This is a genomic window from Paenibacillus sp. NPDC057886 (assembly GCF_042796655.1).
In the GTDB taxonomy this organism is placed as follows: domain Bacteria; phylum Bacillota; class Bacilli; order Paenibacillales; family Paenibacillaceae; genus Paenibacillus.
The window spans coordinates 94,340-117,226 of the sequence record NZ_JBHVMZ010000002.1 but is presented as its reverse complement, the minus strand read 5'-3'; the positions used below and the strand labels follow the sequence as shown (position 1 = coordinate 117,226).

The following is a 22,887-nucleotide window of genomic DNA, read 5'->3' as shown; positions in this document are numbered from 1 at the left end:
GTCAATTGAATTTTATATAGAAGGAAGGGGTTTGCAGGAATGGAACAGTTAAGCACAACAGCAGCACAAACATTGCAGCAGTGGTTGGAGGATGCTTCGATTGATGAAGCGACGAAACAGGAGCTTCGTGATTTGCAGGATCAGCCGAAAGAGCTGGAGGATCGTTTTTACAGAAATCTGGAGTTTGGTACAGGTGGATTGCGTGGTGTGATCGGAGCGGGAAGCAACCGGATGAACCGTTATACCGTGGGTCGTGCAACGCAAGGGTTTGCCCGTTATTTGTTGGAGCAGCATGGCGACAAAGAAGGTAAGCCTTCTGTAGTGATCGCACATGATTCCCGTCATTTCTCACCTGAGTTCACACTGGATGCTGCCCTGGTTTTGGCTGGAAATGGTATTGTGGCTAAGTTGTTTACTTCCCTGCGTCCTACACCTCAGCTTTCCTTCAGTGTACGTCATCTGCAAGCAACCGGCGGCATTGTGGTGACGGCGAGTCATAATCCTCCTGAATACAATGGCTACAAAGTGTACAACCACGAGGGTGGTCAACTGGTACCACACGAAGCAGAGAAGGTCATTCAATACATTCAGGAAGTTCCTTCCCTCGCGGATGTGAAAAAGCTAACGCAGGAAGAAGCCGAAGCCCAAGGATTGCTCGTATGGCTTGGGGAAGAGGAAGATCAGGCATTTGTTGATACAGTTGCTAGCCTAAGTCTCAGTCGTGATCTGATTCAATCCGGCGTCGGCCGTGATTTCAAAATCGTCTTCACTCCACTGCACGGAACAGGTAATGTGCCTGTACGTCGTGTGTTGGAACAGATCGGTTTTGAGCAGGTTCACATTGTCGCAGAACAAGAACAGCCTGATGCTGAATTTTCCACAGTGAAATCCCCTAACCCGGAAGAGCGAGAAGCATTTACGCTCGCAATGAAGCTGGGTGAATCCGTGGGTGCAGACATTCTCATTGGTACAGATCCGGATGCAGACCGCATGGGTGCGGTAGTGAAAGACAATGATGGCAAGTATTTCGTACTGTCGGGTAACCAATCCGGAGCCATCATGGTGCATTATGTGTTGAGCCGTTTGCAAGAGACAGGTAAACTGCCGAAAAACAGCGCGGTTGTCAAAACGATTGTAACAAGCGAGATGGGGGCGGTCATTGCCGAGCATTACGGTGCAGAAGTAATGAACACCCTGACAGGCTTTAAATATATCGGTGAAAAAATGAATCAGTTCGAAGCAACCGGCAGTCACACGTTCTTGTTCGGTTATGAGGAAAGCTACGGCTACCTGGCAGGCAGCTACGCTCGTGACAAGGATGCAGTTCTTGCTGCAATGCTTATTGCTGAAGCAGCTGCTTATTATAAGAACCAAGGCAAAACGCTCTATGATGTCCTGCAAGAGCTGTACAGCCAATTCGGATACTTCCTCGAGAAGCTGGAGTCCCGTACGCTGAAAGGCAAGGATGGCGTAGCTCAAATTCAGGCGAAAATGACCGACTGGCGTTCCAATCCGCCACAAGAAGTAGCCGGCATCGCTGTACAAGATGTGCTGGATTACTCCCTTGGCTTGGATGGCTTGCCTAAAGAGAACGTTCTGAAATATATTTTGGCAGACGGATCATGGTTCTGCCTGCGTCCTTCGGGAACAGAACCGAAGATTAAAGTGTACTTCGCCGTGCGCGGAGAGAGTCTGGAAGACGCCGAAAGCCGTATCGATCGTCTGGCGACTACAGTGATGACGCGTGTAGACGCACAATAAATACGAATGCAGTACTGAGCAAGAACATGAGAAAGCCTCTCCGCACCGTAAGGTTGGTTGGCGGAGGGGCTTTTCTTTTAGGTAAAAAGGGTGAATGTCTACGTCTATTTTGGATGAATTGCGGATAGATGCACGTTGGTTAACACAAGCTGTGTGTATCCGGTATTTATTCACTATGTTGCAATGAAAATCATGAGCTGAACGTGTATTTGGTTCCAACACTTGAGGAGGTACATGTAGTGCGTCAAAAATGGCTTTATTGGAATACCGCTTCCCGGAAGTGGCTGTGGATTGTTGTCATTATTGGTTTGATTGCTTCCATCCCTGTCATCAGTGATCGGGTGCAGACGGAATCTTCCGCCAAAAAGGTGGAGCTTGTCTTCAATTATCGGGGTCTATTGGATATCTCGGCGTATCAGGCCCATCCGCAAGACTTCATGAATGAACAACTGACTCGTTTGAAAGATGCCGGAGTGACAACCATGGCGGTGTTCGAAAGTACACTGGATGAGTTGAAGAAGTCCCGCCGTCTGATGGTATATAGCGGGCAGGACCTTGCAAACATGACCCAAAATGTCATTCCTTCTAATGATAATTACACGTATGTGCTATTCACAAATGAGGAAAATGCACAAACGTGTACCCCTATCATTGAACAAACGTTCGCCGATCGGGAGATACCTGTGGTTCCATGGGAATATGAAGGTCGTAGCGGCTTAATATTGCAGACTCCACCGGAGAATGCGAACATGCAGCCTTTGCAGCCAGATCCGGTTGCCGTGAAGATGCTGCGTGATAAAGGATTTTACATTTTGCCACGGATTGCAGACAGTGTTCCTTACAATCAAGAATCCATGGAACGCTTGCTTACCTTCTTCGAAGAGAATGGGGTAAAGCGCATCTTGTTTGATGGCGATGCTGTGAAAGGGTACAATGATAATGCAGAGATGAAGAGTCTCGATATGTTTGCCCAGTTGCTGAACAAGCACCATATTGGACTGGCTGCTATTGAGAATTTGAAGAAACCGCAATCCGGTTTTGAGACTCTCTCATATAAAATTGACTACAATGTAACTCGTCTGTACTCCTTAAGTGACGGGGATGCCAATCTGGATGTAGACACCATTGCTGACCGTTTTGTTTTGGCTACCAAAGACCGCAACATTCGTATGCTTTATATGAATGCTTCGCCAAGTCGGAATACGGCCAAAGCCATGATTACCAATCCAATTGATAATCTGATCAACAGTTTGGGTGAGCCAGGTCATGCGATTGAACGTATGGGCAAACACGGCTTTGAACTGGGACAAGCTGAAGCGTTCACGGTTAAAGATTCTTCCATTCAGCGTTATGCCAAGCTGGTTGCACTGATTGGTGCAATCGCAATGATTACGCTTATGGTTTCCTATTTTGTTCCACTGCTGACATTGCTGGTATTTGCTCTGGCTCTGGTGGGAAGTGCCGGATTATTCTTGCTCAAACCGACGTTGCTGGAGCAAGGCATTGCCTTGCTGGTCGCAATTAGCGCGCCAACCATTGCGATGGTGCTGGCGGTTCGTACAGTGAACTATCAGCAACAGCGTCAGCCAGACGCCTCTGCGGGTCGCCGGTTGGCACAAACGATATTCTTATATGTAAGAACATCGATTCTTTCGTTCCTGGCGGTGCCTTTTGTCATCGCATTGCTTAACAGCATTACGTACAGTCTGGTCATCAACCAGTTCCGAGGCGTAAGTCTGCTACACTTTGCACCAATGGGGCTTGTTGCGATTTATATTTTGTTTTACCGTGGTTCGGGTACGTTCTCCATTAAACAAATTAAGGATATTCTTCGTACACCGATTAACGTATTGATGGTTGTATTGGCACTGGTTGCTGCTGTGGTTGGATACTATTATTTGAGCCGTACAGGCAACTCGGGTTCGGTTACACCATTCGAGATGTTCCTGCGTGTCGTGTTGGAAGACACGTTTGGTGTGCGACCAAGATTCAAAGAATTTATGCTGGGACACCCGCTGTTTATCGTTGGCGTGTTCGCCGCTTTAAAATATCGTAAAGTCATCTTTGTGCTCATTATTGCAGCAATTGGACAATTGTCCATGGTGGATACGTTCGCGCATATCCATACGCCAGCTGTGTTGTCACTCATTCGTGGAGTGATGGGATTGGGACTTGGCTTAATCTTCGGTATCGTTGCTGTGGGTGTGTGGCAAGTAGCGGAAGGATGTTGGAAAAAATGGTCACCACTTCTCAAAAGTTAGTCATTTCGGGATATTACGGATTCCGCAACAGCGGAGACGAAGCGGTACTAAAGTCAATTTTGACGGCGCTGGAAGAGGAGAGTCTCAGATCGAATGTCACGATTGAGCCGATTGTGCTCTCCGGTGACCCGGAGTCGACCACTTCAATGTACGGTGTACGTTCAGTACATCGGATGAAATTGAAGGAGGTTCGCGAAGCGATCAAGGAAAGTGACGGTTTAATTAGCGGAGGAGGAAGTCTGTTGCAGGATGCAACCGGACTGAAATCCATCCCTTACTACCTGGGTGTCATCAAACTGGCACAATGGTTGAAAAAACCAACTTTTATCTATGCGCAGGGCATTGGACCTGTAAATCGCAAAATTTTCAATCCAATGATTCGTTCGGTTTTCAAGGCCTGTAATTATGTATCTGTGCGTGATGAACAATCCGCTGAATATTTGCGTGGGCTCGGATTGCAGTGGAATCAGATTCATGTAGTCCCTGACCCGGTGATGGGTCTGCCGTTGCCTGAAACCAAAGCGGAAGAGGTAAGTTCAGTGAAATCGAACATTGAACGTTCAAACTCAACTGAAACTCCATTTGAAGAATCATCTGAGCAATCATCTTCTTCCGAGAAGCTCAAGCTTAATGCTCAAGGTGCAAGCGTTCATACCAAACTCCCTGTGATCGGTGTTTCCGTACGTTTCTGGGAGTCGGATCGTAAAGAGCTTACAGCCATTGCTGCCGGATTGAAGAAGTTATGCTCCAAAAAGGCCGTTCACTTGCGCTTTATGCCATTTCACTTGCCTATTGATGAGCAGGCTTCACGGTTTGTCATGGAAATGCTCGGTGATCTGGGGAACAAAGGTAGCGAAGTCAGCATTACCAAGGATCTCACCGATCCGCAGCTGATGCTGCAGGAAGTAAGCAATTGTGATGTCGTTATCGGCATGCGTCTGCACAGTCTGATCTATGCAGCATCACAGTATGTTCCACCCGTTGGTATCTCGTATGATCCGAAGATTGATCAGTTCATGCTGCGTCTGGATAGTGAAACCGTGGGCAGTACGGATGCGCTGGATGGGGATAAACTGGCGAAGACGGTGGCTAGCCTGTTGGATCAGCGTTCACAGTGGCTGAAGGAACATGAAGAAAGCATTACCGAATTGAAGCAGGAAGCCAAAGTGCCTGCTCAGCAAATTATTAAATATTTAGGCCGCAAAGGGTGAAATAAGATGAATCAGACCGGACCAATACCTACCGTTTCAATCTATGGTATTCCTTTTTCCAAACTAACGATGAAAGAAACGGTGGAGGTTCTACGCGAAGCAGTGCTTACAAAGCAGCCGCACCAGGTCATTACAGCCAATCCCATCATGGTCATGGCCGCGCTGGAGAATCCGACGATGATGAAGGTTATGCAGTCTGCTGAAATGATTGTTCCCGATGGAACAGGCGTTGTATGGGCTGCCAATTATTGTGGGGAGCCTGTGGCAGAGAGGGTGCCTGGATTTGAGCTTTTACATGAATTGCTGCGTGTTGGAGAAAACTATCGGTGGGGCGTGTATCTGCTCGGTTCCACACCCGAGGTGATTCAAGAAACGGCAGTTCGGTTACAAGAGCAATATCCGGCGATTCGAATTGTAGGTTATCGCGACGGTTATTTTGGTCCGGCTGAGGACGAGCAGGTTGTCGCTTCCATCCGTGAAGCTGCACCTGATCTACTGTTTGTTGCACGTGGGGCAGACACGCAGGAACCTTGGATTCACAAGTATAAAGATGCGCTTCAGGTTCCTGTTTCCATGGGGGTTGGAGGCAGCTTTGATGTGATTTCGGGCAAAACCAAACGGGCACCCAAACTGTTCCAAAAGTTAAGACTGGAATGGTTTTATCGCCTGCTTCGCGATCCTAGTCGGGCTGGCCGAATGCTTGCGCTTCCGAAATTCGCTGTCAAAGTGATGCGGGACAAAGAAAACGTGACTAAAGTCCGTTAAAATTAGGCTATTACGAGTAAAATGCACGTTTTTGCTAAAAATTGAGGTTGGCATTTCGCCTGTGATCAGCGTATAATTCATTCCGGATTACATGTGTCGTACTGCTTGAATTAAAACGTTACACTGAGCAACTACGATAGCAAGGCAACCTTTCGATCGCTGTTATCCCCAGATTTCTTTTATTACCCTTTTATAAGGGTGAAATCAGGTGATAAAGGCGAACGCTTCGCTTCTTCAGGTTTTCCTTGCTCTCTTCGTTATCGTGTAACAAGTATTCAAAAATGACTAACAATAATTTTTTATATATAGAAAGAGATCAGGGGATTTATAATTTCTTACAGGTATTATAATTGGGGGTCGAATGTTCAAATGGTAGCGATCTTTATCATTGGATTTATCGTGTCAATGGGACTGGCTCTTGCCCTGACACCGCTTGTCAAAAAGTTCGCAGTCAGAATCGGTGCAATGGATACGCCGAATGCGCGTAAAGTGCATACTCGGATTATGCCACGTCTTGGTGGTCTAGGAATTTTCCTGGCCTTTATCATTACGGTTGCTGCATTGCTTCCTTTTGTGTCAGCATGGTTTACGACAAGAGATATGAGCTTTGTCAGTGCTTTTCTGATTGGTGGATCGATCATCGTACTGATTGGTGCGTTGGATGACCGTTTTGAACTGTCAGCCAAAGTGAAGCTGCTTGGACAAATTGTTGCTGCTGCTGTAGTCGTATTCGGATTTAACATCCGTGTAGACTTCGTAAATATTCCTTTTCAGGATGCGTACTCCTCACTGGAAGCTTGGGTGTCCATTCCGCTGACGATTCTCTGGATTGTTGGTGTAACAAATGCGATTAACCTGATTGATGGTCTGGATGGTCTGGCTGCTGGTGTATCCGGTATTGCCATTGGTACCATTGCCGTGATGTCCTTCTTGATGGGTAATATGATGATTGCCTTGATGTGCCTTGTGCTGTTGGGTAGTATTGTTGGATTCTTGTTCTTCAACTTCCACCCGGCCAAGATCTTCATGGGAGATACCGGATCACTATTCCTTGGTTTCTCTCTGGCCATGCTGTCCATGCTTGGATTCAAACAAATTGCTGTCGTGTCCTTCATTACACCGCTGATCATTATCGGTGTGCCGCTCTCGGATACCTTCTTCGCGATCATTCGCCGTGCGGTACAACGGAAACCGATTTTCTCACCGGATAAAGGTCACCTGCATCACTGCTTGCGTGAGCTTGGATTCAGTCACCGTCAGACGGTACTGATCATCTACGGTATTGCCGCATTCTTCGGTATACTTGCGATTATCCAATCGTCTGCTGCGATGTTCGAAGCCAACTGGGTAACGTTCGTCGTGATCTGTATCATGATGTTCTTCCTTCAGGTGGGAGCAGAAGTCATCGGACTTGTAAGCAAAACCAGAAGGCCCGTCATTAACTTCCTAATGCGCATGCGCGTCAAGATGAACCCGGAAACCCGTTCGAAATCCTAAATAGAAACGCTCGTTTACTGATATTATTGAATATTCTTTCAGGCCCAAACCTTGTCCCTCGTGGACAAGGTTTTTTGTTTATTTTGCTGTTTTTACTAAATAATTGGAACCTTTCGGCCGATATATAACGGTAACTGACTTAAAAAGAGGAGAGATGATTGCATGCAGCGTACGAAGAAGCCGATGATTTGGCTGATGATGGTGGCACTGGTTGTATCTCTAATACCAGCAGGCCTTGCACCAGTCGCATCGGCGGCAGGACAGACGAGTTATTTTACTCCTGATAATGCTGGGAACGTCCAATTGAAAGATACAGTAGGTCTCAAAATGAGTGGAACTGGCTTGGATGTGCTATCGCGTTCAACTGCGTTTGTTGTAACTAGCAGTGAACAGGCGGTAACGGGTACGTTCACTAACGTAACAGGCTCTACATTGGGTGCCAACGTTCAACTGATGAATCTGAAGGATGGCACTTGGGTTCCAGACAGCACGCGAGTAGCACCAGCGGTTGTAACGGTTGATCCAAATCGGCCAGACAATCGTTTTAAAGCAACACTTACCTTGTTTCCCGGTATGAACAAAGTAACGTTTACCGGTTCCCAGGGACCAAGCGAACGTTCTGAAAGCTTCTATATCTTGTATGACTCTGTACCATACATTGAAAAGCTGCAAGTTTTGGGTGGAGCCGATAACCTTGATCTGAATGAAGGATCACAGGTTGTTGTAGATACGGGTGATGTGACTATTCAAGGTGTAGCCCACAACTCCTCTAAAGTAACAGTAACTTTGAATAATGGTGAGGCATTACCAACATCACTGTCTCAACAAGACGGTACATTTTTCTCGCCAATGCTTCGATTGAAGGCAGGCAAGAATGATCTTGTCGTCACTATTGAAAGCGGCGTAGACAAAAATAAATACACTTATTCTCTGCTCTACTATGATGAGGAAAATCCGTTCTCTCAACTGGATTTGAAGGAGGGTTCAGGCGGACTGTCGCAGAGTATGCTCTCGGAAAGACCTACTTATGGAGGTGACCCTTCACAAGCCAGTGTGACTGTTGAATTACTTTTGCCGGATGATAAAACAAATGCTGTTCCTGAAATCTCGGTAGATGGCGCATTGAGTGGCATTGTTCCAAAAATCGAACCCATTCCTAGTGTGGGAATCAACACGTCTTCATATGCTCTGATTTCGTTTGAAATTCCATCATTGAAGTTTACAGAATCAGGAACTGCCCCTGATACTACGATCGATCGCTTGCAAAATCATTCGTTGAGTGTGAAGTATGGAAAAAACACAGCAAGTGTAAATATGAATTTTCAATATCTAGAGAATGAAACGGTCATTACGGATTTAAGGTATCTTAAAGACTACAGTGGTACTGGTGTAGCACCAGAAGGGGTACCTCTTTCGGGTTCAAGTGTCACTTCTGCGGATTTTTATATCCTCGTAGAAACCAGCAGAAATCCTAATGGAAGTGTGTTGACAGCCGAATATCTTCCAAGAAGCACAAGCCCGATTGAACTGTCACCACCGATACAAGTATCGCCAACTAAATACATCTATCAAATCAAAGGCTTCAAAAACGGAAATCAAACCGTTCAGTTCAAATTTGCTGGATCAGCATCCAGCCGAAACGCAACGATCTCGTTTGCATCCAAAAACTATATTTTTGTGAGCAACCTGACGGATGGTCAGACGTATGACATGAACTCCAAAAAAACAGATAAATTGTTGGTTGAAGGTAAGTACGTTGACTTTGCAACATTAGATAGCAACTACTTTGTAGCAGAGATTTTCGCAAACGGTGTAAAAGTGTATTCGACACATCCTGCAGCGAACACGACTCAAAAACAGTTGACTTTGGGCGCTGATGGAAGCTTCAAAGACGTTGAAATTGATATCGACGGGGACAAGGGACCTCTATTCTTCGGGGAAAACCGTATCGTATTAACGGGTACAGGGACTGGAGATAAAGGCCAGCTGAATGAAGTAACCAAAGAATTGCGCATTTACATTAATGATAATAATGTATCGACAATCAGCAATTTTCAGCCGGCACCAAGTAAAAATCGCTCCACATTTCTTGATCCGTATAACCCGGATGATCAATGGGTGAAAAACCTGTTTAACCTGTCCACGGATTTCACATTTGCCGACAAGAAATACACGACCAGCCTTAAAAATTTTGACTTGGCAATACGTGGTGCAGGGGCTACTCGAATGAGCCTGAGTATGGGTACTCAAACTATTTTTGACGTGAATATACCAGAAGGATCGGCAGGTAATACAACTTGGGAAGACCCAACAATTTCTCCTGAGTATGCGCTGAACAATGGTAATGTTATTGTGGATCGTGCCGGAAGTCAGAAGGACTTTGTTGTGCGATTGAGAGACCTGAAAGCTGAGACACCAGGAACATACATCTACACACTGGATCTGTATAACAAAACAGGTGCGAAAACTAGTCAGAAAGTAGAAGTGGTCAGAGAAGCTGCAGGTTACCGTATTATAGCTCCGCAACCTACTTCAGGTAGTCAAATTGTTGTCAACAAAAACTTTGTTCATTTTGATATTGAGGCAGAGGGAGCAACTTCCGTTATTATTGATAAAGAGACAGCTAAAAAGCTTCAAGGAACAGAAACGGACCGTTTTGCTCTTGATTATGTCGGACTCAAATCCGATAAAGTGAACAAAATTAAACTAACAATTGATCGTAATGGTGTAAAAACAACGAATACAATTGAAGTGTACTATACTAGTGCTACCGGAGTGGATTCACAGTATATGGCTCCTAAAGTAGCCACTAAGTACTCTGCCTTCAATAAACAGCTTGAGCTAAGCTTCCCGAAAGGGACGGTAATGGAAAGTTTAGACACCAGTGGAATCGCAAAGTTTTATCCTAATAACAAACTGTTGTTTGGTATTGCAGATCCGAATACCGGTATTGTGGAACGTCGTAACGATTACGGAAGTATTGTTGGCTTCAAAACAGAAGATGGAGATCCCAATCCATTAAGCGTACCGGATGATTATTACAGAAGGTTCTCGGCGATCACGGGAGATTCTGTGAACTTTAGTCCGATTTCAGACATTTACTGGATTAGTGGAGGTTTAGGGGAGTCGGGCACAAGAGGCACTGACAACTACAAAGAGCCAACAAATGGGATAGGTCCATACACTATAGATTCATTGTATGGTAATCCATTAACACCTACCGAGCGCAAAATCAAACCATCACAACGTGGTACATTGACATTGACTTACGATTCTAATGTGGTAGATGACGCGGGCTCCACGATTTCGGTATTCTACTACTCTTCAAGTAGAGAATGGAAACGCATTGGTGGAGAAGTGGATTCCAAGAAGCATACAGTAACCGTTCCGTTCGATAATTTCGGGTACTATAAAGTCATGAAGCTTAGAAGAAGTTATAACGATATCACGAACCACGGTTGGGCCAGAAATATTCTTAATGCATTATACGCCAAAGGATTTATGGCACCATTGCGTTTTGAACAATTTGGAACAGATGATCGTACCTCCAGAGGAGAGTTTGCCACACTTTTGGTAAAAGGATTGAATCTTCCTATTACTTCTGATAGCAGAAGAACATTTACAGACGTGGCGCCTGGAACAAGTTCATTTACTTGGGATTATGACAGTATTGAGACAGCCGCCAGAGCGGGTATCATTACAGGTTTGACCGATGGTGTGTTTGGGCCGGATCGTCCTCTCACACGTGAACAGGCAGCGGTCATGATAGCGAGAGCACTTGAGCTCAAGTTAGCTGCAAATGACAACAAGCTCCAAAGTGCATTGGCCAAGTCTTTCATCGACTCGGGCAGTATGGAGAACTACGCGGGTCCTGCTGTGCAAGCCGTTACCAAAGCGAAGATCATGGAAGGATCTCCTGTAACAGTTGCCGGTCAAAGCAAACCACAGTATGCATTTAACCCGAAAGGAAACCTGACTCGTGCAGAAGCAGGTAAGATCGCGGTTGAATTGCTCAAGAAGAGTACCAAAGTATTCCCTAAAAACTTGAGTTAATTTATGTGATAGCATCGATGCATTTTAGGAAGGACCTGTCCCTTGCGCTAAAGGGGCAGGTTCTTTTTATGACTGTTATGTAACTGATAAAGAACACTTTTATAATAGTAGGAATCTGTTTTTTACCAATAACTATTTTTGTAATTTGCTAGAGTTTAAGATACAATAACGGTAAATACACAATGATCTAGAGGGTGAAGTTAGCTAATGAAACCGATTTATTCGAGAGCCCAGCTGGGCTACATGAAGGCAAAGACACAGTTCGAGAAGCAGGCAGTCATTCTGGAGAAAAAGTTGGAAGATACACGTAAGACGGAGGAGATCTCTCAGGAAGTGATGGAAGGGCTTGTACAGACTACTGGCTTCCATGATGCGTATAACAATCTGGTTCTGGCTGAGAATGAATTGATTGAATGGTCTCACACGACGATGAAGCATGAGAAAACGTACCGTGAGAACAGACAACCAATCGATGATATGTATCTGAGATTGAACAGCGATCCGCAGATGCGTGCTCAAATTATCGATCTTGCGATGAAAATTCGCTAACCCTATATAACCAGAATAGTACGAAAAGCATCCCAGAATGGGATGCTTTTTATTTTATTTTTTGTGGATTTTGTCGCTTCATAGTGTGAAACTCTGGGTATAAATAAACGTTGGCAACATAGAAGAAGCACCTTTTACATTTGAAAGAACGCAGTAGGATCAATGTTTTAAAAAGGTTTTGAATGGCTTTCGCACCCGCACTGTAGCTATACATAAATAAATTCAAAACTTTTTTTGTGTAATCCGCAACTTTTTGAAATCTGCTGCGTTTAAGATGTAGAGTCAAAAACATTGGGCCTGTTACCAAGATTGACCTCGTGAAGAATCTTGTCTATTTATTAGAAAAAATTGCTTTACGACTCGGAAGACCCATTGTATAATACGTAGGTAGGATTAGGAAACTACTCTATTTTCGTATGGTTCTGCTTTACAACCTAGTTTACAAGTTTCTGTGATATGCTCACAGACATCATTTATATTAACTTGCTCACAACTCTGGAAAGGGGGTGCAACAATATATGAGGAATACGAGCGACCCTATTAAAGAAAATTCAAATGTTATGAACACCCAAGGAGGAGAAAAAAAGGTTATGAAGAAAATTTTATCCGTAGCATTGTCTACAGCAATGGCATTCTCGATGTTTGCATCTGTAGCATTCGGTGACACAGCAGTTTCACCACAACAACAGTTTGATGCATTGAAAGCAAAAGGTATCTTCTCTGGTTACCCAGATGGTACTGCAGGTTTGGATAAAGACATGACTCGCGCTGAGTTCGCTAAAGTCATCACTAAATTGCTCGGTCTGAAAGAGATCACTGGAACTCTTTCTTACACTGACAAAAACTACACAGCTAAAAACTGGGCTGTACCTTACATCGAAGCAGTAACTGCTGCGGGTATCATGGAAGGTAAAAACGTTGAGAAGAAAATCTTCGACTTCAACGGTAAAGTAACTGTTTCCGAGATGGCTACCATCTTGACTCGTGCACTTGACCTGGAAATCCCAGCTGAAACTAACAACAATGCAGCTGATTGGGCTAAAGGTTACGTTCAAGCAGCAATCAACGCTGGTTTGATCGATTCTAAAGCTAACTTCGGTGCTAACGCTTCCCGTGAATTGCTTGTAGGCGCTGCTTACGCAATTGACCAAGCGCAAAGCTTGAAAGTTACAAAATACGAAGTAAGTGAAGGCGGTAAAGTCGTTACTTTCACAATCAGTGACGGCGAAACTGTAAAAGTTACTTTGGATAAAGCTCTTGAAGCTAACAAAGAAACTGAAGTGAAATTTACTTACAAAGATAAATCTTTCACTGAAAAAGTTACTTATGTTGTAGAAGCTGCAACTAAAGTACAATCCGCTTCTTCTGTTAACTTGAAAGAAGTAGACGTTGCTTTTGACGGTAAAGTAGATAAAGCTACTGCAACTGACAAAAATAACTACTCTGTAGATAACAACTCTAAAGGAATCAAATCCATCACTTTGTTGGCTGACGGTAAAACAGCTCGCCTGTTGTTGAACGAATCCAGCAAATTCACGCAAGGAACAACTTACAAAGTAGTTGTTAAAAACGTGAAGTCTTCTACAGGTACTGTATTGCCACAAGGTGAGGTTTCCTTCACATCTGCTGACAATGTACTGCCTACCGTAACAGAAGTTAAAGCTCTGGGAACTAAAGTTATCAAAGTAACTTTCTCTGAGCCAGTTGTAGCTCCGTCAAGCAGCAACTTCCAATTGGATGACAAAGCATTTGTCGGTTCTGTAACTCCAGGTGCTAACCAACGTGAAGTAATCCTGCGTGACTACACAGGAACAATTTCTGAAGGTGCTCACAAACTTACAACTTCCATGATTGAAGACTTCGCTGGTCTGAAATCTTTGGCAGCAACTACTGACTTCACTGTAGCAGCTGATACTGAAGGTCCTAAAGTGACTGAAATCTCCGCTACTTTGGAAAAAGTAACTGTTACTTTCGATGAAGAGATCGATCCAGCTTCTGTAACTAACGACAGCTTCTACTGGAAGAATGGCGATAGCAAAAAGACTGGAACAGTGACTCAAATTGCTTCCAATGTATATGAAGTAGTATTTAACACAGATAACCGTCTGCCAGGATATGAGTCCACTTTGTTCGTAGAAGTGAAAGACTACTCCGGTAACGCTAACGCTGTTAAAGAACACAAAATCAACGCAACTGTTGACTTGGTTCGTCCACAAGTAGTTGAAACTACTTTCGGTGATCGTGCTAATACTTTGACAGTACGTTTTGACAAAGCTGTTAATGCAGCTGACAAAAAATACTTCACAGTTAAAAAAGGAAATGATGTAATCCCAGTAAGCAATGTTTCACAAGCTGATGCATCAGGTAAAATCTTCTATGTGAATTTCTTTAACCCGCTTGCTAGTGGTACTTACAACCTTAAAGTAGCTGATGTTCAAGATACTACTGCTTTGAAAAATACTCTTGTAGAATACAATGGTACGTTTGTAGCTAACGATACTGCTAATCCATCTATTTCTTCTACAGATTATAATCAAGCAAACCGTAAACTGACATTGAATTTCGGTCGTGAAATGGATCTTGCTACAGTTCAAGTTAAAGGTAACTACTATGTGAAGTTCCAAAAAACAGGTGGTTCTGCTAACTTTATCTCAATTCCAAATGAAGTGACTGTTAATCCTGTAAATGGTGGTAAGTCTGTTGTACTTACATTCCCTGAACATATTGATGGAACACCAATTACATTTGGTCCTAATGGTTCTATCCAAGAAGTAAATGTTACTGGATTGAGATCTAAAACAGGTCAAGTTGTAGCTTTGGACACTACTAAATTGGATGCGGCAATTGCTAACCAAGTTCAATGGACTGGTACTAAACAAACAGATGCTAGAACTTTTGAATTGACATTCAACAAAGTTATTGCTAATGCTAATGTTGGAGATTTCCAAATTAACGGTGTGTATCCATCTTCCGTGAGCATTGACGACAACGTTGTAACGTTGAAAACTTCTAGCGATCAAGTTAGTGGCGGAGCAGTTACAGTGTTTGCAAATAACTCTATTGAGACTTATTCCAACACTAAATTGAATTTGCCGAGCAACACAACAGTTACCGTTAGTAATGCTGTTGCACCGCGTGTAGACAAAGTTTCTACTAGAACAACAGTAGGTGGAAAACAACAATTTGATATCACATTCGTGAACAACGTTGCTTCTGCAACATCTTTGGTTGGCGATGTAACTAGTGATGTAGTTGTTAGAGATGCTACAAAAACTAACACGCCTGCTTTGCAACCAGGAACAGATTACAAAGTAACTGCTATTGTTAATAACAAAGTAACTGTGGAACTTCAAACAACAGAATTTGACCAAAAAGATTTAACAGTAAAAGTAGAGAATGCTAAATACTTGGTTGCAGCAAATAGTACTGTAAAAGCTGTTAATTCTGACACTTACACAGTAGTTGCTCCTTCTGGAAATGTTGTTGATGATGTTAAATTAAGTGCTACTACATTTGCTGCAGCTACAGATGCAACATATGCAGAAACTGCTGCTGTTAATGGTATTAAATTGGTTGCTAAAAATGCAGGAGCTACTTCTTTAACTAATGTAACTTGGACAGAAGATTCTGCAGCAACTGCTCCTGTAGCAGCAACTGCAACTGCAATTGTAACTAATGCAGCAACTAGTGCTCAAGCTATTGCTGATGTAATCAATGGCATTGAAGCTCTACCTTATAAAGCTGTAGTTGAGGGAACATATGCTGCTCCAGCTCAAGGTGCTGTTGTAGGTACTCCTTTCACTTTCACTGGTGGAGCGGCAGCAGCAAACGGTGAGTTGAAACTCACACTTAGCAAAGCTGTTAATTATCCAACTGGTGTTGCACCTGCAGATTACAAAGTAACTATCGGTTCTGTAACTTATAGTGCTACTTTGAACACTGTTGCTGGTACTTCTGTACTTGAAGTGAATACTGCTGCAGCTACTAAGGCGTCTCTGAATAACAAAAACATTCAGTTCAATATTGCTGATGGTGGTTCTGTTAAAACTGTAAGCTTCGCATTGAATCTTCAATAATAACATGCAATTACAGTAAAAGGCTGGGGATAACTCCTCAGCCTTTTTGCTGTTTATAAATATTTTATTCAAGTTGAGTATATCTTAGGAAACTAGGGTTTGGTGATCTAGGATTTGGAAAGATCGAGCTACTATTATATTGATGTTCTCACAACAGCTAATGAAGGATATAAGATTGTTATGTATTAAAATGAGTATACAAATACCAACAACATCGTAACTTTCTCTCCCTTTCAAACGTTTATACTATATAGAAACAAGCAACTTATGGGAGGTTTGGAAGTGGATCATAAAAAGGTCATGACGACTTTGTTGGCAAGCATGTTGTTGATCAGTTCAAGTGGAGAAATTGCAACAGCTGCGAATACGAATAGCGTATCGGGTGATTCATTACACGGCGGTTATACAATCCTGAAGAGATCTGAGAACATGGCAAGAACCTATTCTGTGAGTATGATCGCATCCAAGAATGAAACAAATGTAGAAAATATTAACGTGGATGCTTTAGAAGTAAATCTCGAAAATGGAACGGAAATTCCCCAAATCAATAAGCAGATCGAAATACCATTTACACAAGCATTGGATAAAGCTAATCAAGAACAATATGCATATGACCTCGTGATCAAACAACTTGGAAAAACAAATACCCCAACGTTGATTCCAATGATTGACTATACTACTGCAGTTGAAGGAAACAGAATTATTGTAACTTTCTTAGTAGATTATTCAGATGAATATGCTGTACAAGTTAGAGATTCTTTATTTATTCGCGCAAATGGAAACCCAGCATCACAGTCAGAGGTGTATACAACAACACGAAACAATCCAGTAATTGCGGAATCTCCTAAGGTAAATCTTGAAATTGGAACGGAAATCCCCCAAATCAACAAACAGATAGAAATACCATTTACACAAGCACTGGATACCACTAATCAAGAATTATATGCATATGACCTAGTGATCAAACAACTTGGGAAAACAAATATCCCAACATTGATACCAATGGTAGACTACACTAGTGCTGTTGAAGGTAACAAATTAATTGTAACTTTTTTAGTAGATTACACCGATGAGTATTCCGTACAAGTTAGGGACTCCTTTTTTATTCGTGCCAATGGAATTCCAGCTTCACAGTCAGAGGTGTTCACGACAACAAGAAATGTTCAATTAATAGAGGAATAAGCAGATCCTCATTTTACTTGCCTAAAAACCAACAACATCGTAACTTTCTCTCCCTCTCAAACGTTTATACTATAAAGCAACAAGCAACTTATGGGAGGTTTGGAAGTGGATCATAAAAAGGTCATGATGACTTTGTTGGCAAGCATGTTATTCATTAGTTCAAGTGGGGGGATCGCAGCAGCTGCGAATACGTCGACGAGTTCAAATAAAACATCGAAAAACAATGCAACTAACAATACAACGAAGAAAGAACAAACATCCACAGTATCAAAAGTAGTACATACATTGGCCAACGTTCCAGCAGTGAAAGTCACTGCGCGGAGTACCGTGAAATTAACTGACGTAAATATCTTGTCTCAAGATGATGGGAACACAGTGACATATACGTTAACGTATCAAAATAATGACAGCAAACCTATGATGATGCTCGATTATTGGAGCAAAGTGAAGACCAAAGGAGGGACAAGCTTCTCTCCCAAACTGATCGCCAAGGATCAGGAGAAGAAGACGGTGTCTCCGGGTTCCACCGTAGATCTCACATACGTCATGAAGGTTGGACACGAATTGAAGCTAAGCGACCTGAACTTCCTCATCGTAAAATGGGATTTCAGTAAACCCAACTATGAAAGCACATTGGGGAAATTCAACGTTCCTGCTTCATATAGCATTACAACACCCGTAGGCAAGACAAAAACCGTTCGTTTGAGTGATTCAGCCGTCAAGGTTAAGGTGTCCGGAATCAAAGTATATCCGGGTGAAGATAAGAAGCAATACGTCAAAGTTGGTGTGAACCTCAATAACATTAGTTATAAGTTGTTGGATAATCCGAATATCAAATGGATTTTGCGTACACCGAGTGGTACGAACTATCCATTAACCCCGGACAAAGATAGTACGGGCATCAGCATTCAGGCACAGGCCAATAAAACATTGAGCTTAATGGCCTCTTTGCCCACAGCGTTGAAACTCGAAAGGTCCGAATTGCTACTTGTGGAAGAACAAGGTGAAGAGAAGACGGCCCTGCCGGTGGCTGCACTGCAACTGCCAGAAGCATCGCAGACGAATGTAGATACGGCAGCGAATCAACCGAATATCATCTCAATTGATGGACAACCTGTATCCACCCTTCTGGAATCCGCACGTGTTCGTGCAGAGGATGAAGAGTATGATCTGACTATGCAAATTGTCATTAAGAACCAAGGTAAGAAGGAAGTTAAGGTTCCTAAATATGCATTAGAGATTCGAACAGGGGATGGTACAGCTTACCCGATTGAGACGAAGGCATTGGATGATCTGAAGCTGAAGCCAGGTGCGACGAAGACCATTAAGCTAATCTCTACCATTCAAGGTGATGGGGATACCAGTAAAATCAAGCTATATGTGATGACACCGACGACCAAGGATGAGAGCAAAGAAGGCGAAACAGGCGCAGGTGCAAGTGCTAACGGTTTTGAGTTTTCTTATCCGGTAGGCATCTACGCTATTCCTGAGTCCGTAACAAGCGGGGATGGACTTACGACAGAGACGGTAATTAAGAATAGCAAAGGAACATTCGGTGTGTCTGTCGGCTCTCTTCAACGCCTGCCATGGACAGACAGTGATATTATTGCTGCCAAGGTAACCATTCGTAACGCATCGGCCAAAACGGTTCAGTTGCCTGAATTGGAAGCCATGTTTACCATTGATTCTGCACGGATTGATGGAGATACGAAGCTGGTTCGGGCACAAGGTGGTAAGTTGCTCGGCCCAGGTATGACAACAGAAGCTTATCTCTTGACGAAAATTCCATCTAATCTAAACATGAGCCGTCTGGAAGTGACTTTGTTGGAGAAAGTAAGTGAACAAGAAACGAATGATTGGATTACGCTCAGTACATCCGGTTTAATCCAGCCACTTTCTTATGTAGGTGCAGGGAAGACCTTTACTCAAGGTACTGCCGAAAAAGAAACCGAGCTGGGTGTACGCAGAACCTATGTATATCCGGGATCTTCGTCCGATATTGTCTATACCGAGTTCGAAATGACGAACAAATCATTGCGTCAGAGTGGTCTCGCAAAATTGGTAGGATACTATAAAACAGCAGATGGCCAGTATTACAAGGCAACTGCTAAACAGGCTGATCGTGTACCAGGACCGGGTCAGAAGAGTGTTGTGACCTTCTGGGCCAAAGTACCGAAGAGTGTAACGTCAACATCCGATATGCGACTGATCGTGGGTGAAGGTGTAGCTGACAACAAATTTATATCCGGTGAAGGAGAAGCTACCGCTTATGTTAATGCGATGGCATTTGAAGTGCAGCCAAAAACATTACAAGTGCTGACTTCTCTGAACGATATTGACTTGTACCCATACAAATTCTCTGGCAGCAATATCAGAGCGTATCTCACAGGTGGTACATCGGTACAGATTGAGATGATCTACTCGTTAACCCAGGAAGAAGCAGTAGATAGCGGCGAATACGGACACAAATTGATTCTTTCTCTCACAGATGGATCGGGTAAAGTGTTTGATAAAGAACTCACGCCGGGAACCGATCTGAAAACGGGTATTAATCAGACGCTGAACTGGAGCATTGATGATACGGTATTTAATAAAATCCGAGGTGGATCGTATCGCGTTGCCCTGTATGATGTGTTCGAGGGACAACGGATTCGCCTTGCAGAACAAGGGTACAGTTACGATGTATCCAAACTGCCAAAAGAAGAACCAGAGTTTCCGGAAGAGGGTTCCGGGAACAACAATACAAAATAATAAGTAGATAGATTCTCTATACTACTATACTCAGAATACAGACTTAACCTCGTTTCCGAGAAATCGGGAGCGAGGTTTTGCTTGTCCCCACAACATTTTTTCTCTATAGTTAAAGTTAATAGATTTCCAGAGGAGGAAAATAAATCACATGAAACCTTATATGAAAGTATCCCTGGCTGCGCTCGCGATTGGTGTTGGCGTGTGGGTTGGGTCTGTATACAGCAATACGGCAATAGGTGCAGGCACAATTCAACCAGGAACAGCAGATGATCCTGTAGTCACTAAAAGTTATGTAGACCAACAAATTCAGCAGGCGCTGGGGGGCAAGATCTCCACGGGTAGTGGTAATACCAGTAGTGGTGCAGACAGTAATGCAGGCAATGGTAGCAATACTGGCTCAACTGGAAATGGAAACTCAGGTAGCACTGGTGGCGATACCACGCTTCCTCCACTAGTATCCGGTGCTTCAGATGCCCTTGAGATCGTTACGGTGAAGCCGGGTCAACAGTTGATTGGTGCAACTGGCGCGGAGTTCATCGTACGTAGCGGTAAGGCTGTGATCGTCAGTGAGGGTACGAATGGTGTAGCCGATCTGACGGACGGGGTAGACCTGACGAATGGTCAGGAAGCGCCGAACAATCACCTGCTCTCTTTTCCAAAGGATGGTCGAGGCATTACAGTTCTCGATGGCAACAAATACAGTCTGACCGTTATGGTTCGCGGTGGATATTCTTTGAAGTAGTTTGAGCATTATAACCTGAAATTATTCAATATTACGTAATAAGATTGCTGAGATTAACCAGTTCTAACAAACATTAATACGGCTAGCCAGCCTTGTTCCTGCTCACTCTATAACTGTACACAACCAATAACCGGAGGTGCAGGAATCATGGCTAGAAACAACCGCAAAGTGGTACCCGAAAGTCGTCAGATGCTGGATCAAATGAAGTATGAGATTGCCGCTGAGTTTGGTCTGAATGTGGGATATGGCGGTAGAGGTCTTGCTGGTGCAGATACTGAATTTGGTTCTGAGCTGGGTGAGGTGAGTGATCACTCCTATGGACAGTATAAAGGCTGGGGCCATCTGACTTCCCGTGAGAATGGATCGGTCGGTGGAGAGATTACGAAAAGGCTGATTCGCCAGGCACAGCAGCACTTATAGGGTGTTTTCCTTTATCCGCAATCGTTTGACACGTCTTGACAAATACGTTAAGATGGCATTTGAGGTACGCAGCCTTTTCCGCTAGGGAAAGGTTGATTTTTTGTTGAGGCCATTACCTGAAAAATCCTTATCTTCGTAACTGCGGACCTGCGTCCTTATTCCGCCCGGAAAGCTTTCGAGGGTACAGTGAACGAATCAACGTAAATGTTTTGTTCGGGCAATCGCCATACTACTCGTTATGGGAGGTTGAAACTTCAATGTCTATTAAAGGCCGACATCTATTCACATCGGAGTCTGTAACTGAAGGACATCCGGATAAAATTTGCGACCAGATCTCGGACGCCGTATTGGATGCGTTCCTGACGAATGATCCAAATGCTCGTGTAGCGTGCGAAGTTTCCGTAGCTACAGGCCTTGTGCTTGTCATCGGTGAGATCAGCTCTGCTTCTGAATATGTTGACATTCCGTCCATCGTTCGGAATACGGTTAAGGAAATCGGGTACACTCGTGCCAAATACGGTTTCGACTATAATACTTGTGCAGTCCTGACTTCTCTGAACGAGCAGTCTGCTGACATCGCACAAGGCGTTAACGCAGCTCTGGAGAACCGTGACCCGGAACAAATGGCTCGCGAGACAGAGAACATTGGTGCTGGTGACCAAGGTCTAATGTTTGGTTTTGCAACGAACGAAACACCTGAACTCATGCCTTTGCCAATCGCATTATCCCACCGTATCGCTCGCCGTTTGGCTGAAGTGCGTAAAAACGGTACATTGGAATATCTCCGTCCGGATGGTAAAACTCAAGTAACGATTGAATACGACGGTGACAAACCAGTACGTGTTGATACAATCGTCGTGTCTACTCAGCATGCTGAAGAGACCACACTGGAGCAGATCCAAAAAGACATCAAAGAACATGTAATTTTGCCTGTCGTTCCAGCTGAATTGCTGGACGAGCAGACTAAATATTTCATCAACCCAACTGGACGTTTCGTTATTGGCGGACCTCAAGGAGATGCAGGCCTGACTGGACGTAAAATCATCGTAGATACCTACGGCGGTTATGCACGTCACGGCGGTGGCGCGTTCTCCGGTAAAGATCCAACAAAAGTAGACCGTTCCGCAGCTTATGCGGCTCGTTATGTAGCGAAAAACCTTATTGCTGCAGGTCTTGCCGACAAAGTGGAAATCCAACTCGCTTATGCGATTGGTGTAGCCAACCCGGTATCGATCAACGTAGATACATACGGAACAGGCAAAGTCAGCGAAGAGAAATTGGTTGAGCTTGTGCGTAACAACTTCGATCTTCGTCCGGCTGGTATTATCCGTATGCTGGATCTGCGTCGCCCAATTTACAGACAAACGGCTGCTTATGGTCATTTCGGTCGTACAGATCTCGATGTACCCTGGGAGCAAGTGGACAAAGCAGACCTTTTGAAAGAGCAAGCAGGTCTGTAATTCAAAATGGTTGAAATTAATAAGAGCCTTGATCCCTTAAAAGGGGTTAAGGCTTTTTTTTGTGCTTAGCTGACCATTACGATTAAATGTTTTTTGTTACGTTATTTTCCATATTACTAAAGGAAAACGCTCCTAAACCCGATATACACAATGAGGTCT

Annotated in this window: 13 protein-coding genes; all 13 read left to right on the top strand. The window is 43.8% G+C overall.

The features are described 5' to 3' along the window. Positions 1–39: 39 nt before the first annotated feature. The 13 genes from ACFVQB_RS07705 (at position 40) to metK (ending at position 22,728) form a co-directional block, all read left to right on the top strand. Positions 40–1,761, top strand: coding sequence for a phospho-sugar mutase (locus tag ACFVQB_RS07705; protein WP_379436610.1), 1,722 nt, complete (start codon positions 40–42; stop codon positions 1,759–1,761). 239 nt (positions 1,762–2,000) lie between these two features. After that, positions 2,001–4,022, top strand: a complete 2,022-nt coding sequence (locus tag ACFVQB_RS07700; protein WP_379436608.1) for a DUF5693 family protein — start codon at positions 2,001–2,003, stop codon at positions 4,020–4,022. Then, complete coding sequence (gene csaB / locus ACFVQB_RS07695; RefSeq protein WP_379436605.1) at positions 3,998–5,233, top strand: polysaccharide pyruvyl transferase CsaB; 1,236 nt, start codon at positions 3,998–4,000, stop codon at positions 5,231–5,233. The genes ACFVQB_RS07700 and csaB overlap by 25 nt, the downstream gene beginning before the upstream one ends. A 6-nt stretch (positions 5,234–5,239) precedes the next feature. Beyond that, positions 5,240–5,998, top strand: a complete 759-nt coding sequence (locus ACFVQB_RS07690) for a WecB/TagA/CpsF family glycosyltransferase (protein ID WP_379436602.1) — start codon at positions 5,240–5,242, stop codon at positions 5,996–5,998. 369 nt (positions 5,999–6,367) lie between these two features. Beyond that, the gene (locus tag ACFVQB_RS07685) at positions 6,368–7,495 is read left to right on the top strand and encodes a glycosyltransferase family 4 protein (RefSeq protein WP_379436599.1); all 1,128 of its coding nucleotides are present in this window, start codon (positions 6,368–6,370) and stop codon (positions 7,493–7,495) included. Positions 7,496–7,657: 162 nt separating this feature from the next. Continuing rightward, on the top strand, positions 7,658–11,548 hold the full coding sequence (locus ACFVQB_RS07680; RefSeq protein ID WP_379436596.1) for an S-layer homology domain-containing protein: 3,891 nt from the start codon (positions 7,658–7,660) through the stop codon (positions 11,546–11,548). A gap of 207 nt (positions 11,549–11,755) precedes the next feature. Then, on the top strand, positions 11,756–12,097 hold the full coding sequence (locus ACFVQB_RS07675; protein ID WP_091001292.1) for a hypothetical protein: 342 nt from the start codon (positions 11,756–11,758) through the stop codon (positions 12,095–12,097). Positions 12,098–12,615: 518 nt separating this feature from the next. Then, complete coding sequence (locus tag ACFVQB_RS07670) at positions 12,616–16,173, top strand: S-layer homology domain-containing protein (RefSeq protein ID WP_379436592.1); 3,558 nt, start codon at positions 12,616–12,618, stop codon at positions 16,171–16,173. A 282-nt stretch (positions 16,174–16,455) separates the two neighbouring features. Beyond that, a complete protein-coding gene (locus ACFVQB_RS07665; RefSeq protein ID WP_379436590.1) occupies positions 16,456–17,355 on the top strand; it encodes a hypothetical protein in 900 nt (299 codons plus the stop codon). Positions 17,356–17,460: 105 nt separating this feature from the next. After that, positions 17,461–20,106 (top strand): hypothetical protein, encoded by a 2,646-nt coding sequence (locus tag ACFVQB_RS07660; RefSeq protein ID WP_379436587.1) that lies wholly within the window; start codon positions 17,461–17,463, stop codon positions 20,104–20,106. A gap of 148 nt (positions 20,107–20,254) precedes the next feature. After that, positions 20,255–20,848, top strand: coding sequence for a hypothetical protein (locus ACFVQB_RS07655; protein ID WP_379436584.1), 594 nt, complete (start codon positions 20,255–20,257; stop codon positions 20,846–20,848). A gap of 147 nt (positions 20,849–20,995) precedes the next feature. Further along, positions 20,996–21,268: an alpha/beta-type small acid-soluble spore protein gene (locus tag ACFVQB_RS07650; RefSeq protein ID WP_379436581.1), complete on the top strand. Its 273-nt coding sequence runs from the start codon at positions 20,996–20,998 to the stop codon at positions 21,266–21,268. Positions 21,269–21,525: 257 nt separating this feature from the next. After that, positions 21,526–22,728: a methionine adenosyltransferase gene (metK, locus tag ACFVQB_RS07645; protein WP_379436578.1), complete on the top strand. Its 1,203-nt coding sequence runs from the start codon at positions 21,526–21,528 to the stop codon at positions 22,726–22,728. Positions 22,729–22,887: the final 159 nt, after the last annotated feature.

Excerpts from the sequence above, each read along its gene's own strand:
- ACFVQB_RS07705 (WP_379436610.1), top strand. The coding sequence starts at position 40 with ATGGAACAGTTAAGCACAACAGCAGCACAAACATTGCAGCAGTGGTTG.
- csaB (WP_379436605.1), top strand. The coding sequence starts at position 3,998 with ATGGTCACCACTTCTCAAAAGTTAGTCATTTCGGGATATTACGGATTC.
- ACFVQB_RS07690 (WP_379436602.1), top strand. The coding sequence starts at position 5,240 with ATGAATCAGACCGGACCAATACCTACCGTTTCAATCTATGGTATTCCT.
- ACFVQB_RS07685 (WP_379436599.1), top strand. The coding sequence starts at position 6,368 with ATGGTAGCGATCTTTATCATTGGATTTATCGTGTCAATGGGACTGGCT.
- ACFVQB_RS07680 (WP_379436596.1), top strand. The coding sequence starts at position 7,658 with ATGCAGCGTACGAAGAAGCCGATGATTTGGCTGATGATGGTGGCACTG.
- ACFVQB_RS07675 (WP_091001292.1), top strand. The coding sequence starts at position 11,756 with ATGAAACCGATTTATTCGAGAGCCCAGCTGGGCTACATGAAGGCAAAG.
- ACFVQB_RS07670 (WP_379436592.1), top strand. The coding sequence starts at position 12,616 with ATGAGGAATACGAGCGACCCTATTAAAGAAAATTCAAATGTTATGAAC.
- ACFVQB_RS07655 (WP_379436584.1), top strand. The coding sequence starts at position 20,255 with ATGAAACCTTATATGAAAGTATCCCTGGCTGCGCTCGCGATTGGTGTT.
- ACFVQB_RS07650 (WP_379436581.1), top strand. The coding sequence starts at position 20,996 with ATGGCTAGAAACAACCGCAAAGTGGTACCCGAAAGTCGTCAGATGCTG.
- metK (WP_379436578.1), top strand. The coding sequence starts at position 21,526 with ATGTCTATTAAAGGCCGACATCTATTCACATCGGAGTCTGTAACTGAA.